Annotated in this window: 2 protein-coding genes (1 of these 2 cut by a window edge); both read right to left on the bottom strand. The window is 73.6% G+C overall.

All coding sequences use genetic code 11. The features are described 5' to 3' along the window. Position 1: 1 nt before the first annotated feature. Entirely contained in the window at positions 2-6,481 is a 6,480-nt protein-coding gene (locus tag ABH920_RS47985; RefSeq protein ID WP_370356203.1) for a type I polyketide synthase, read from the bottom strand. 32 nt (positions 6,482-6,513) lie between these two features. Beyond that, positions 6,514-15,424, bottom strand: partial view of a type I polyketide synthase gene (locus ABH920_RS47980; RefSeq protein ID WP_370356176.1) — the final stretch only. It continues 20,522 nt past the right edge of the window; 8,911 of the gene's 29,433 nt are visible here — the last part of the coding sequence; its start codon lies beyond the right edge, outside the window — the gene reads right to left on this strand; its stop codon occupies positions 6,514-6,516.

The raw sequence follows: 15,424 nt of genomic DNA, 5'->3' as shown, positions 1-15,424 counted from the left end.
GTCAGTTGCCTTTCTCGTCCAGAGCCAGATCGACCAGTGCGTCCAGGTCGAGGTCCGCGAACTCCTGCGCGCCGGTCTCGGCGCCGGCCGCCTGCTCGGGGATCGGCGCGTCCTGCGCCGGGCCGTCTCCGCCTCGCGGGCGCAGCAGATCCAGGACGTGCCGGCCCAGCTCGCGCGGTGTCGGATAGCTGAAGACCAGCGTGGACGGCAGGTGCAGTCCGGTCGAGGCCGCGAGCCGGTTGCCGAGTTCGACCGAGGTCAGCGAGTCGAACCCGAGTTGGTAGAACGCCTGGTCGGCCTCGACCGAGGCGCTGGAGGGGTGTCCGAGGACGATGGCGGTCTGTTCGCGGATCCACTCCAGCGCGAACGCCTCCGCCTCGGCCGGGGCCAGTCCGGACAGCCGGGCCGGCAGGTCGCCGGTGCGGTCGGCCGGGGCCGCCGCCGCGCGCGGACCGCCGCGGTCGGCGAGCTCGGCCAGGTCGCGCAGCAGCGGCGGGAGCTCGTCGCCGGTCCGGCCCCGGAGCACGGACAGGTCTAGCCGCGCCGGGACGAGCACCGGCTTGCCGACCGCGCAGGCCGCGTCGAACAGCGCCAGGGCCTCGGGGCCGGGCATCGCGCCGACACCGAGCCGCCGGATCCGCGCCTGGTCGGCCTGGCTCAGCCGCGCGGACATACCGCCGGGCTGCTCCCACCAGCCCCAGCACAGCGACGTGCCGGCCAGGCCGGAGGCCCGGCGCTGGGCCGCCAATCCGTCCAGGAAGGCGTTCGCCGCCGCGTAGTTCGCCTGGCCCGCACCGCCGAGGGTGCCGGCGAGCGCCGAGAACAGGACGAACGCCGACAAGTGGCGGTCGCGAGTCAGCTCGTGCAGATGGGCAGCGCCGCCGACCTTGGCGCGCAGCGCCTGCTCCAGGCTCTCAGCGCTCTGCGACTCGATCATCGCGTCGGCCACCTCGCCGGCCGCGTGCACGACCGCCGTCAGCGGCCACCGGCCGGGCAGGTCCGCGAGCAGCGCGGCCACGGCGTCCCGGTCGGCGACGTCGCACGCCGCCACGTGCACGGCCGCGCCTGCGGCCTCCAGGTCCGCCACAAGCTGCGCGACACCCTCGGCGGCGGCCCCGCGGCGGCTCGTCAGTATCAGAGAACGCACTCCGTGCTCTGCGACGAGGTGCCGCGCCACCAGCGAGCCCACCGCCCCGGTTCCGCCGGTGACCAGGACGGACCCGCCGCCGAAGCGCCCGCCGACCTCGAGCACGAGCTTGCCGACGTGCCGGCCCCGGCTCATCTCGCGGAACGCCGCGCGGGCGTCGGCGGCGTCCCGGATGGTGATCGGGTTCAGCTGCACCCGGCCGTCGGCGAACAGCTCCATCAGCTCGGAGAACAGCTCACGCAACGCGTCCGGGCCCGCTTCGAAGAGGTCGAAGGCCTGGTACCGGACGCCCGGATGATCGGCGGCCACCCGGTCGGCGTCGCGGATGTCGGTCTTGCCCATCTCGATGAAGTCGCCGCCCTCGGCGAGCAGCCCGAGCGAGGCGTCGACGTAGTCGTGCGCGAGGGAGTTCAGGACGACGTCGACGCCGTGGCTGTCGGTGGCGTCCAGGAACGCGGCCGCGAAGCCCAGATCCCGCGAGGACGCCAGATGCGTGTCGTCCAGCCCGAGGCCGCGCAGGATGGGCCACTTCGCCGGGCTCGCAGTCGCGTAGACCTCGGCGCCGGCGTGCTTCGCCAGTTGCACGGCGGCCATCCCGACGCCGCTGGCCGCGGCGTGGATCAGAATCCGTTGGCCCTTCTCAAGACGCATCGCGCGGAAGAGCGCGTAGTACGCGGTGAGGAAAGCGGTCGGCACGGACGCCGCCTCGGCGTGGTTCCAGCCGTCGGGGACCGGATGCAGCATCCGGTGATCGGCCACCGCGACCCGGCCGAAGGCACCGGTGAACGCGCCCATCACCCGGTCGCCGGGCACAAACCCGGTGACGCCGGGGCCGACCTCCAGGATCGTTCCGGAGCCCTCGCTGCCGATCCCGGCGTCGAAGGCCGTCCGGTCCACCAGGCCCAGGGCGATCGTGACGTCCCGGAAGTTGAGCCCGGCGGCCTGCACGGCGATGCGCACCTGCCCGCTCTCCAGCGGCGCCTCCACCTCGGGGCAGGCGACCCAGGTCAGGTTCTCCAGGGTGCCCTTGTCCGGGATGCCCAGCCGGTAGGCGCCGGCGGCCGGCGGCTCGATGCGGGACGCCGCAGGTGCGGCCGGCATCATCCGGGGCACGAGGAACTCCCCGGCGCGCACCGCGAGCTGGGATTCACCGCCGGCGAGCGCTTCGGGCACCCGGGACAGCGAAGTGTCCTGATCGTCGATGTCCAGCAGCCGGAACCGGCCGGGATGCTCGGTCTGCGCCGAGCGGATCAGGCCCCATACCGACGCGCCGGCAAGGCTCTCGACAACCTCCTCTCCCCCGGTGTCTAGGGCGAGCCGCGTGAGAACCACCAGGGTGGATGCGGCGAGCCGGTCTTCGGCGAGGAAGCGCTGGACCCATTCCAGTACCCGGGTGTCCGCCGCGCCGACCTCGGTAAGCGTGTCGGCGGCGGCAGTGGTGAAGCCGTCCAGGCACAGGACGACAAAACGCGGTGCGGTAACCGCGAGGAGTTCGTCGATGGCCCCGTGCACCGGGACCATCCCGCCGGCTGCCGCGCTGAGCCGGGCGGCCAGGCCGTCCTGCTTGCCGACGACTCCCCATTCCCCGGCGCGAGGTTCCTGGCCGCCACCCTCAAGCGGCCGCCACAGCACCTCGAACAGCGATCGTTCGTGCCCGTCGCGAGCCGAGCGCACCTGCGCGGCACTGGCCGGCCGGAACGTCAAGGCCTTGATCCGGGCGATCTCGCGGCCGTGCTCGTCGGCGATCAGCACCGCCACGACGCCTTCGCGGACCGGAGTGATCCGGGTCCGCACGCTCGCTCCGCCGCGCCCCGTCAGCCGCACCCCCGACCACGAGAACGGCATCCAGGCCTGGCCGTCGGCGCCGACGACGCCGCTGAACGCCACCGCGTGCAGCATCGCGTCGATCAGCGCCGGATGCAGCGCGAACCCGTCGGCCCTCGGGCTGTCCTCGACCGGGGGCAAGGTGGCCAGCGCGTACACGTCGTCGCGGTCGCGCCAGGCTTCGCGCAGTCCGCGGAAGCCCGGGCCATAGACGAAGCCCTTGTCGGCGAGAGAGTCGTAGAAGCCGTCGATGTCGAGCTGTTCGGCACCGGCCGGGGGCCAGGTCGCCAGCGGTCTCGACGCGTCGATCAGCACGGTCGCCGGCGGTGCGCTCGGCGACAGGCTTCCGGACGCGTGCCGGATCCAGCCGCCCACGGCCGGACCGTCCTGGCCGGAGCGCGAGTACACCTCCAGGGATCGGCGTCCTGCCTCGTCCGGAGCGCCGACGACGACCCGAACCCGCACATCGCCCGAGTCCGGCAGGATCAACGGAACGGCCAGGGAGAGTTCTTCGACGCCGCCGCACCCGACGAAGTCGCTCGCCCACAGCGCCAGGTCGAGGTAGGCCGTGGCCGGCACGACGACGGCGCCGAACACGGCGTGGTCGGCCAGCCAGCCGTGGGTCCGCACGGACCACAGGCCGGTGAACACCACCGCGTCGGAGTCGGGGTGGTCGACCACGGCACCGAGCAGCGGGTGCTCCGGAGCCGACAGACCGGCCGAGGCCACGTCAGCGCCGCCTCTGCGCGCCGAGGCGTCCAGCCAGAAGCGCTGCCGCTGGAACGGGTAGGTCGGCAGGCCGACCCGCCGGGCCGCCGGGAAGAGCGCGGGCCAGTCCACTGACACGCCCCTGACGTACACCCGGGCCAGCGCGTTGAGCAGGGCGTCAGCGGCCGGACGGTCTCGCCGCGAGGCCGACAGGACCTCCGCGCCCTCGACGCCGACGGCGGCGAAGGCCTCGGTGGCGAGGCTCGCGAGCGTCGAGCCCGGACCCACTTCGAGGAACACCTGCGCCCCGTCGGCACGCGCCGATTCCAGCGCGTCGAAGAAGCGCACCGGTTCGCGCAGGTGGCGCACCCAGTGCTCGACGGAGGTCAGCTCCTCGGCCGTGGCCTCCCGGCCGAGCAGTGTCGAGACGATCGGGATCGCCATCTCCCCGGCCTGGAGACTGCCGACCGAAGCCGCGAAATCATCCACGATCCGGTCCATGAGCGGGGAGTGGAAGGCGTGGGCGACCTTGAGCGGGGTCGCCGTGATGCCCTCGGCGACCAGCCGTTCCCGCAGGTCGGCGATTTCCTCGCGCGCCCCTGAGACCACCACCGACTCCGGACCGTTGACGGCGGCCAGGCCGATCTGCTCGCCGGATTCGATCACGGCGGCCACGACCTGCTCCGAGGCCCGCACCGCCAGCATCGCGCCCGGCTCGCCGATCCCCTGCATGAGCCGGCCCCGGACGGACACGAGCCGGGTGGCGGAGGCCAGGTCGAGGACCCCGGACACGTGGCAGGCCGCGATCTCGCCGATGGAGTGGCCGATCAGGCAGTCCGGCTGCGGACCGTAGGACGTCACCAGCCGGAACAGGGCGGCCTGGAGCGCGAACAGCGCCGGCTGCGCGATGTCGGTCCGCTCGCGGTCGGCGTCCGCGAGCTCGTCGGCCAGGAGCAGCGGCCTCAGCGCGAAGGGCAGGTGGGCGTCGAAGCTTTCGCAGACCTCGTCGAGGCTCCGCGCGAAGATCGGGAACTCGTCGTACAGCTGCCGGGCCAGGCCGCCCCACGGCGTTCCCTGCCCGGGGAACAGAAAGACGGAGTCCCCAAGCCGGCCGGCGACACCGCGCACCACCCCGGCGGACTCGGCGCCGTCGCGCAGCGACGCCAGAGCGCTGACCATCTCGTCGCGGTCACGCCCCAGCACCACGGCGCGGTGTTCGAGCCGGGCCCGGCCCGACGCCAGGGACCATCCGACGTCGGCGAGGTCTGATCCGGGATCAGCGGCCGGCCTCGCCAGCCCGGCCGCCTGCGCACGCAGGGAGTCCTCCGACCGCGCCGACACGACCCAGGGCACCGGCCGGCCGGACCGGTCCGACACCGGATCCGCGGCGGCGGGCCCGGCGGACCCGGCGGACACCGGCGCCGGCGCCGTCTGCTCGGGAGCCTCCTCCAGAATCAGGTGCGCGTTCGTGCCGCTCACCCCGAACGAGGACACCCCGGCCCGCCGCGGCCGGCCGTCGGTCCGCGGCCAGTCGCGTGCCTGTCCGAGCAGGCGCACCGCGCCGGCGGTCCAGTCCACGTGCGGCGTCGGCGCGTCCAGGTGCAGCGTTCTGGGCAGGGTGCCGTGCCGCATGGCCATGACCATCTTGATGACGCCCGCCACGCCCGCCGCGCACTGGGGGTGCCCGATGTTGGACTTGATCGCGCCCACCCACAGCGGCCGGTCGGCCGGCCGGCCCTGGCCGTAGGCGGCGATCAGTGCCTGCGCCTCGATGGGGTCGCCCAGCGTGGTCCCGGTGCCGTGCGCCTCGACCGCGTCCACCTCGGCCGCCGAGAGGCGGGCGTTGATCAGGGCCCTGCGGATGACGCGCTGCTGGGAGGGGCCGTTGGGGGCGGTCAGGCCGTTGCTGGCGCCGTCCTGGTTCACCGCCGAGCCCCGGACCAGCGCGAGCACCGGGTGCCCGTTGGCGCGCGCGTCCGACAGGCGTTCCAGCAGCACCAAGCCCACGCCCTCGCCCCAGCTCGTGCCGTTGGCGGCGTTCGCAAAGGGCTTGCAGCGGGCATCCGGCGCCAGCCCGCGCTGGCGGCTGAACTCGACGAACACGTCCGGCCGGGCCATCACCGTCACGCCGCCGGCCAGGGCCAGCGAGCACTCGCCGGCGCGCAGCGCCCGGGCCGCCAGGTGCATGGTCACCAGCGACGACGAGCACGCGGTGTCCACCGTGACGGCCGGTCCCTCAAGACCCAGCACGTAGGAGACGCGCCCGGAGGCGATCGCGGTCGAGGTCCCGGTCCCCAGGTAGCCCTCCAGCGCTTCCGGCGCCTCGTGCAAACGCAGGCCGTAGTCCTGGTGCGCGATGCCCACGAAGACCCCCGTGCGGCTGCCGCGCAGCGCCGACGGATCGATCCCGGCCCGCTCGATCGCCTCCCACGACGTCTCCAGCAGCAGCCGCTGCTGCGGATCCAGCGCCGTCGCCTCGCGCGGGCTGATCTCGAAGAAGGCCGGGTCGAACTCGTCGGCGTCGTGCAGGAAGCCGCCCTCGCGCACGTAGGTCTTGCCGTGCGCGCCCGGCTCCGGCGCGTAGAGCTCCTCGACGTCCCAGCCGCGGTTGCGCGGGAAGCCGGAGATCGCGTCGCGCTCGGCGAGCAGCAGCTCCCACAGATCCTCCGGCGAGCGCACGCCGCCGGGATAGCGGCAGCTCATGCCGACGATCGCGATCGGCTCGCGGGAGCTCTCAGCGAGCGCGGACAGGTCGGCGTTCGCTCTGCGCAGGCGTTCGTTCTCCTTCAGAGACGCGCGCAACGCCTCAACGACAGCATCGTTCGACTCCGCCATCATGACCTCCGCGTCTCGTCGGGAACGTCGTTCTTCATCGCCATGCGCACCAGGTCCTCGACGCCCATGTCGTCCAGCGAGGGACCGTCGTCGGCCGGCGCCGGGGCCGGGCCGGACGACGCCTCGGAGCCGTCGGCCGGAGCGCGCCCGGCCAGGCTCAGCAGCGGCTCCAGCAGCCCCGCCGCCCGCAGCCGGGCCGGCGGGATCGACAGCATCAGGGCCCGCAGTTCGGCGTCGTCCACCTCCGGGGCCGCCGCGCCGAGGTCGCCGCCAACGGCGCCCTGCTGCGGGAACAGCTCGGCCCGCAGGTAGCGCGCGGCGGCCACCGGCGTCGGGTGGTCGAACAGCAGCGTGGCCGGCAGCGGCAGCCCGGTCGCCCGGCGCAGCCGGTTGCGCAGCTCCACCGAGGTCAGGGAGTCGAAGCCGGCCAGGCTGAACGCCTGCTCGGCGCCGATCTCGTCCGGCCCGGCCAAGCCCAGGACCGCCGCGGCGTGCGCGCGGACCGCCCCGACGAGGGCGTCCGCCACCTTGCGTTCGGGCAGTTCCTTCAGACGGGCCGTCAGGTCGCCCTCCGGCGCGCCGTCGGCCTCGCCGTCCGCGGTGCCCCCGGCCAGGAAGGCGGTCTCGGGCAGGTCGGCGATGAGCCGGCTGGGACGAGCCGCGACGAAGGCCGGCGCGAAGTCCTCCCACCGGACCTCGGCGACCATGACCTGGGTCTCCTGCCGGGCCAGCGCGGCGGCCAGCGCCGCCACCGCCGTCCGCGGCGCCATCGGCGGCAGCCCTCTGCGCCGCAGGCGGTCGTCGACCTCGTCGGTGACCAGGCCGCCGCCGCCCCAGGAGCCCCAGGCCACGGCGGTCGCGGCCAGCCCGGCCGCGCGCCGGGTCCGGGCCAGCGCGTCGAGGAAGGCGTTGGCGGCGGCGTAGCCGGCCTGCCCGCCGTTGCCCAGGACGCCGACGGCGGAGGAGAACAGCACGAAGGCGTCCAGATCCAGATCCGCGGTGGCCTCGTGCAGCGCCGTGGCGGCGGCCACCTTGGGCCTGAGCACCAACTCCAGGTCCTCGACGGTCAGGGCGTCCAGCGTCCGGTCCGCCAGCGCGCCGGCGCCATGGAACACGGCGGTCAGCGGATGCTCCGGCGGGACCGACGCCAGCAGTTCCCGCAGCGCGTCCCGGTCGGCGACGTCGACCGCCGCCACGGTCACCCGCGACCCGAGCGCCGTCAGCTCCGCCTTCAGCTCGGTGATGCCGGGCGTGTCCTCGCCGCGCCGGCCGGCCAGCAGCAGGTGCGGCGCCCCGGCCCGGGCCAGCCAGCGGCTGACGTGCGCACCGACCGCGCCGGCGCCGCCGGTCACCAGCACCGTCCCGGTGGGGCGCCAGTCCGGCACCGGCGCCTCGCCCAGGGGGGCCCGGGCCAGCCGTCGGCCGAAGACCCCTGAGGTGCGCACCGCCACCTGGTCCTCCCCCAGGCGATCGGTTCCGGCGCCGGCCCCGGCGAGCACCGCGCACACCAGGTCCGCGGCCCGCGCGTCCAGCCCGGCGGGCACGTCCACCAGCCCGCCCCAGCTCTCCGGCCGCTCCAGCGCCACCACCTGGCCCAGGCCCCAGATCTGGGCCTGCAGCGGGTTGGCGACGGAGTCGGCGGTCCCGATGGCCACCGCCTCGCTCGTCAGACACCACAGCGGGGCTTGGACGTCCATCCGGTCCAGCGCCTGCACCAGGGCGAGCGTTCCGGCCAATCCCGCCGAGACGGGTTCGTACGCATCCCTCAGGCCCTCGTCGGTGAGCGCCACCAGGGACAGCACACCGGTGAGCCCGTCCACGGCCTCGCCCACGCCCTCGGCGATCAGAGCATCGAGTCGCCGGGTGATCACCCGCGCACCGCGCCGTTCCAGTGCTTCGAGCAGCGTCGCCGCCACGGAGCCGGAGGCGACGTCCTGCGGGACGACCACCAACCAGGTACCGCCGTCCAGGTCCGGCGCGGCGCCGTTCCCCAGGCCGGTCAACGGTTTCCACGTCATGCGGTAGCGCCACGTTTCCATCCGGGAACGCTCCAGCCGCCGTCGCCGCCACCCGGACATGGCCGTGAGCACGGCCGGAAGACCGGAGTCCGCGGCCTCGTGCTTGCCGTCCACGGCGCCGAGCCCCAGGGTGGCGGTCAGCGCGTCCAGGTCCTCGCTCTCGACCGCGTGCCAGAACTCTGCCTCGGCCGGGTCCGCAGCGCCTCCGGCCGCAGCAATGGTGGCCCGGCCGCTGCTTTCGAGCAGCCAGTAACGCTGGTGCTGGAAGGCGTAGGTCGGCAGGTCGAGGCGGACCGGCCGGGTCGCGGGATAGAAGCCGGACCAGTCCACGGCGGCGTGGGTTCCGGCGGTGGCCAGCGAGGTGAGCACGCGCTCCCAGCTGTCGTCGTCACGGCGCAGCGTGCCGGTGACAGCGGTCTCGACGCCGTCGGCGTGCCGCTCGAGCGTCTCCTCCACCGCGCTGGTGAGCACCGGATGCGGGCTGACCTCGACGAACAGCGTGTGTCCGGTGTCGAGCAGGGCGTGGGTGGCGCCCTGGAAGTCGACCGTGTTGGCCAGGTTCTCGTACCAGTACTCGGCGTCCATCACCGTCGTGTCGGCCATCGGCGCGCCGACCAGGCCGGCCACCGTGGAGTAGAACGCGACCGCCGCCGGACGCGGCCGGATCGGGGCCAGCACCTCCAGCAGTTCCTCGCGCAGCTCCCGCACCTGCGCGGAGTGCGCGGCGAAGTCCACGCCCGGCAGCTCCCAGCGCATCATCCGGGCCTTGCGGAGCGCGGCGTTCAACTCGGCCATCGCGGACACCGAGCCGGACACCGTCACCGTGGCCGGGCCGTTGACCGCGGCCATCGACAGGCTGCCGTCCCCGGCGTCGAGCATCGCCCGCACCCGCTCCTCGGGCGCGAGCACGGTCAGCATCCGGCCGAGCCCGCGCAGCCGGATCAGGGCCCTGCTGCGCAGTGCGACGAGCCGCGCCGCGTCCTCCAACGACAGCACCCCGGCGATGTGCGCGGCGGCGATCTCCCCCTGCGAGTGACCCACCACCGCATCCGGCGTCACACCCAGCGACTCCCAGAGCCGGGCCAGCGACACCATGACCGCCCACAGCGCGGGCTGCACGACATCGACCCGTTCCAACTCAGCCGCCTGCGACAGGGCCTCGATCAGGTCCCAGCCGGTGAACGGTTCCAAAGCCGCCGCACAAGCCCGCATCGACTCGGCGAACACCGGCGAGGAATCCATCAGCTCGACACCCATGCCGACCCACTGCGATCCCTGACCGGGGAACACGAACACCGTCTTGCCCGACCGGGCCGGGACCGTACCGGTCACCACGTGGGCCGAAGGATCACCGGCGGCCAGCGCCGCCAGGCCGCCGCGGAAGTCCGCCGGCTCCCGCCCGATCACCACGGCCCGGTGGTCGAAGGCCGACCGCCGCACCAGCGCGTGACCGACCTGCGCGGGTGTCGACTCCGGGTGCGCGTCGAGGTGGTCCAGCAACCGCCGTGCCTGGTCGGCCAGCGCCGCCGACGACTTCGCCGACACCGGCCACGGCAGCGCCCCGTCGGTCGCCACCGCGGCCACCGCGACCGGCAGCTCCGGCGCGCGCCGGTCGGCCGCGTCCGCGTCCGCCGGATCCGGGCCCTGCTCGATGATCACGTGCGCGTTGGTGCCGCTGACGCCGAACGAGGACACCCCGGCGCGGCGCGGCCGACCGGTGTCCGGCCAGTCGCGCGAGCCCGTCAGCAGCTCGACGGCGCCGGCCTCCCAGTCGACGTGCGGGGTCGGGGCGTCGACGTGCAGCGTCCTGGGCAGCTGCCCGTGCCGCATGGCCATGACCATCTTGATCACGCCGCCGACGCCGGAGGCGGCCTGGGTGTGGCCGATGTTCGACTTCAGCGACCCCAGCCACAGCGGCCGGTCCTCGGGACGGTCCTGGCCATACGTGGCGATCAGCGCCTGCGCCTCGATCGGGTCCCCTAGGGTGGTCCCGGTGCCGTGCCCCTCGACCGCGTCGATCTCGTCGGCGGCCAGCCCGGAGTTGGCCAGGGCCTGGCGGATCACTCGCTCCTGCGAAGGACCGTTCGGCGCTGTCAGACCGTTGCTGGCGCCGTCCTGGTTCACCGCCGAACCCCGCACCACGGCCAGCACCTCGTGGCCGTTCTTGCGCGCGTCGGACAGACGCTCCAGCAAAAGCAGCCCGACGCCCTCGCCCCAGCCGGCACCGTCGGCGGCGGCCGCGAAGGACTTGCACCGGCCGTCGGCGGACAGGCCGCGCTGCCGGCTCATCTCGGTGAACAGGCCCGGCGTCGCCATGACGGTGACGCCGCCGGCCAGCGCCAGCGAGCACTCGCCGCTGCGCAGCGCCTGCGCGGCCAGGTGGATCGCCACCAGTGAGGAGGAGCAGGCGGTGTCGACGGTCACGGCCGGGCCTTCGAACCCGAAGGTGTAGGAGACGCGGCCGGAGGCGACGCTGCCCGCGCTGCCGTTGCCGACGTAGCCCTGGAGTTCCTCCGGCACGGAGCTCAGGCGGCTGCCGTAGTCGCCGTACATGACGCCGGCGAAGACCCCGGTCGGGGTCGCCCGGAGGCTCGCCGGGTCGATACCGGCGTGTTCGAGGGTTTCCCAGGCGACTTCGAGCAGGAGGCGCTGCTGGGGGTCCATGGCCAGGGCCTCGCGCGGGCTGATGCCGAAGAAGGCCGGGTCAAAGGCGGCCGCGTCGTAGAGGAACGCGCCGCGCGAGGTGTAGGACTTGCCCGGCTTCCCCGGCTCCGGGTCATACAGCGCCTCGATGTCCCAGCCTCGATCAGCCGGGAACTCCGCGACGGCGTCGGTCTCGGAGGCCACCAGGCTCCACAGGTCTTCCGCGGAGCGCACGCCTCCCGGGTACCGGCATCCCAGCGCCACGATGGCGATCGGCTCATCGGCCGCAGCCGCGGCAACGGCCGGCAGGGCCTTCGGCGCCGAGCCGGCTGCCGGGCCGATCATGCTGGCGAGATGGGCGGCCACCTGCCGCGGGGTCGGATGGTCGAAGATCAGCGTCGCGGACAGCCGCAGGCCGGTGGCGGCGTTGAGCCGGTTGCGCAGCTCGACCGCGGTGAGCGAGTCGAACCCGAAGTCCCGGAACGCCTGGTCGGTCGGGACGGTGTCCGGGGTGGAGTGGCCCAGGACGACGGCGACGGTGGTGCGAACGATGGTCAGCAGAGCGTCTTCGGCCTCGGCGGGAGACAGCCCCGCCAGACGGTCGCGGACGCCACCGCCACCGGACCCGGCCTCGGCAGCACGGCGCATCGGCGCGCGGACGAGGCCTCGCAGCAGGGTCGGAAGAGTGCCGTTCTCCGACTGCGTGCGCAGCATCGCCGGGACGATCCGCGCCGGGACCAGGCAAGCGGCACCCGCGCGCCGCGCGGCGTCGAACAGCGCCAGGCCTTCCTGCGCGGTGACCGGCTCGACGCCCAGCCGGGACAGACGCGCCACCTGCGCGTCGTCCAGGTGCCCGGTCATGCCGCTGCGCTCAGACCACTGACCCCAGGCCAGCGAAACAGCCGGCAGCCCTTCGGCGCGGCGGCGCTCGGCCAGCGCGTCCAGGAAGACGTTCGCCGCCGCGTAGTTGGCCTGACCCGGATTGCCGAGCACACCGGCCAGCGACGAGAACATCACGAACTCGGTCAGATCGCTGTCCCGGGTCAGCTCGTGCAGGTTCCAGGCCGCGTCCGCCTTCGGACGCAGCACCCGGTCCACGCGCTCGGCGGTCAACGATGTCAGGACACCGTCGTCCAGCACCCCGGCGGCGTGCACCACGGCGGTCAGCGGATGCTCGCTCGGAATCGCGGCCACGACCGCGGCCAAGGCGTCGCGGTCGGCGGCATCGCAGGCGGCGAGCGTCACTCCGACGCCGAGCCCGGCCAGCCCGGCGGCCAGCTCCGACGCACCGGGGGCATCCGCACCCCGCCGACTGACCAGCACGACATGGCCGATGCGGCCGGCCTCGGCGTAGTGGCGTGCGAGTAAGCCGCCGAGGGTTCCGGTGCCGCCGGTGATCAGTACCGTGCCGCCCTCGATCAGCTCCGGTGCGCTCGGCTCAGAGTCGGTGTTGGAGTCGGTGTTGGAGTCAGAGCCGGGCCGGGCCGCCCGAACAAGGCGGGGAACGTAGAGCCGCTGGCTGTCACCACTGCGCACAGCCAGCTGTGGCTCGGCGCTCGCCAACGCCGCTCCAAGAGGCATGGAGGCGTCGTCGAGGTCGATCAGGGTGAAGCGGTCAGGGTTCTCACTCTGTGCCGCACGCAGCAGGCCCCAAGCAGCGGCACCGGCAAGGCCGGGTGACTCGGCATCGGGATCGACCGCGACCGCTCCCTTGGTGAGAAACACCAGACGGCTGCCAGCCAGCCGCTCCTCGGCCAGCCAGCTCTGCGACAGGTCCAACGCATACTGGACGGCGGCACGTGTGGCGGCCGGAACGTCCCCGTCAGCGTCGGACAACTCCAGCAAACCCGTGGCAACGACCAGGTCGGGAACGCCGGCGGTGGCGTCGGCCAGCAGCGCGGCCAGGTCCTGGTGGCTCGTGATCGCAGCGTGGTCGGGCAGGTCGCCTTCCACGACCGGAGTAGCCGTCCAAGCCACCCGGAACAGGCGATCATCCGTCGCCAGCGCGACCGTCAGCTGCCCGGCGGGAAGCGGCCGCACGGCCAGCGACCCCACCTCGGCGACCGCGCGCCCGTCCGGATCGGCGAGCTGCACGCTCAGCGTCCCGGCGTCGGGGCGGGCGATCCGCACGCGCAAGGACCGGGCACCGACGGCGTGGAGCCGGACGTCGGACCAGGCGAAGGGCAGCAGCACCTCCTCGGCTCCGGCGACCGCGATCGGGTGGAGCGCGGCGTCGAACAGCACCGGATGGATGCCGTAGGCGTCGGTGCCGGCGTCGGTGTCGGCGAGGTCGGCCGGCAGGCTCACCTCGGCGAAGAGGGTTCCGGTGTCCGAGTCGCCGAGCCGCCAAGCCGCGGTCAGGCCCCGGAAGGCCGGGCCGTAGTGGTAGCCGAGGTCGGCGAGGTGGTCGTAGAGGTCTGCGACGGACACCGGGGCCGCACCGGCCGGAGGCCAGACCGACGTCCCGGCCCACGCGTCCCAGTCCGGCGCAGCAGCTTCCTGCGACGTGAGCGCACCGGTGGCATGACGGGACCACGGCGCGTCGGATTCGGCGTCGCTCAGACGGGAGTGGATGGCCAGGGTCCGGCGGCCGTCGCCGTCGGCGGCGGCCACGTGCACCTGGAGCTGGAGACCGCCGCCGGCGGGAAGCGTGAGCGGCGCCTCGATGGCGAGGTCTGCCACGCACGGGGCGCCGGAGGCCTGGCCGGCGTGCAGGGCCAGCTCGACGAACGCCGTGCCGGGCAGCAGCACGGTGCCGTGGACGGCGTGGTCGGTCAGCCAGGGCTGGTCGCGCGGCGACAGGCGGCCGGTGAACAGGTGGCCCTCGCCGTCGGCGAGGTCGACGGCCGCACCGAGCAGACCGTGGCCGGCCGAGTGCAGCCCGACGGCCTCGGGGTCCGTGCCGGCGGTGGGCCGGATCCAGTAGCGCTCGCGCTGGAAGGGGTAGGTGGGCAGGTCCAGGGCGTCGGGGTGGGTGCCGGGGTAGAAGGCGGCCCAGTCCACGGCGGTGTGCGTTCCGGCGGTGGCGAGCGAGCCCAGCACGCGCTGCCAGCTGTCGTCGTCGCGGCGCAAAGTGCCGGTCACCGCGACCGAATACTCCTCAGCGGTTTCCTGCACCACACCGGTCAGCACCGGATGCGGGCTGGCTTCGATGAACAAGGTGTGGCCGTCATCGAGCAGAGCGCGCGTCGCAGCGTGGAAGTCGACCGTGCTGGCCAGGTTGTCGTACCAGTACTCGGCGTTCATCACCGTCGAGTCGGCCACCGGTTCACCGACATGGCCGGCCACCGTGGAGTAGAACGCCATCGTCGCCGGACGCGCCTGGACCGGAGCCAGCAGGTCCAGCAACTCGTCATGCAGGACCTGCACCTGCGAGGTGTGCGAGGCATAGTCCACCGGGATGCGCCGGGCCCGAATGCCTTCTGCCTCGCAGTGGATCAGCAACTCGTCGACGGCCGCGATCTCGCCGGCCACGACAGTCGACGACGGCCCGTTCACCGTCGCGACAGCAAACCGCGCCGACCAGCGAGCGATCAGCTCCTCGGCATCGACAGCCGGGAGCGGCACCGACACCATCCCGCCCTGTCCGGCAATACCCGCAAGTGACTTCGACCGCAGCGCCACGATACGAGCGGAATCCTCCAGCGACAAGACACCGGCGATGTGCGCGGCGGCGATCTCTCCCTGCGAGTGACCGACCACCGCGTCCGGCGTGATGCCCAGCGACTCCCACAGGCGTGCCAGCGACACCATCACCGCCCACAACGCAGGCTGCACCACATCGACGCGATCAAGATCGCCAGACAGCGCCTCGATCAGCTCCCAGCCGGTAAACGGCTCCAGAGCCGCCGCACAAGCCCGCATCGATTCCGCGAACACCGACGACGAGCGCATCAGCTCGACACCCATGCCCACCCACTGCGAACCCTGCCCCGGGAAGACAAAGACCGTCTTGCCGGGCTCCGCGAGCGCCTTGCCGGTCACGACGTTGACGGCAGGGTCACCGATGGCCAGCGCCGCCAGCCCACCGCGGAACTCTCCCGGCTCCCGACCGACCACGACCGCTAGGTGCTCGAATACCGAACGCCCCAGCAGCGCATGCCCCACCTGCGACGGCGCCAGCTCCGGACGGGCATCGAGATGGTCCAGCAGCTGCCGCGCCTGCTCCGCCAGCGCCGCCGGCGACTTCGCCGACACCACCCACGGCAGCACCCCGCCGGTCGCCACCCGCGGTACGGGCACCTCCGGC

This window comes from Catenulispora sp. EB89, assembly GCF_041261445.1.
Lineage (GTDB): Bacteria > Actinomycetota > Actinomycetes > Streptomycetales > Catenulisporaceae > Catenulispora.
The sequence above is the reverse complement of the archived record's forward strand: the minus strand, read 5'-3'. Positions and strand labels throughout refer to the sequence as shown.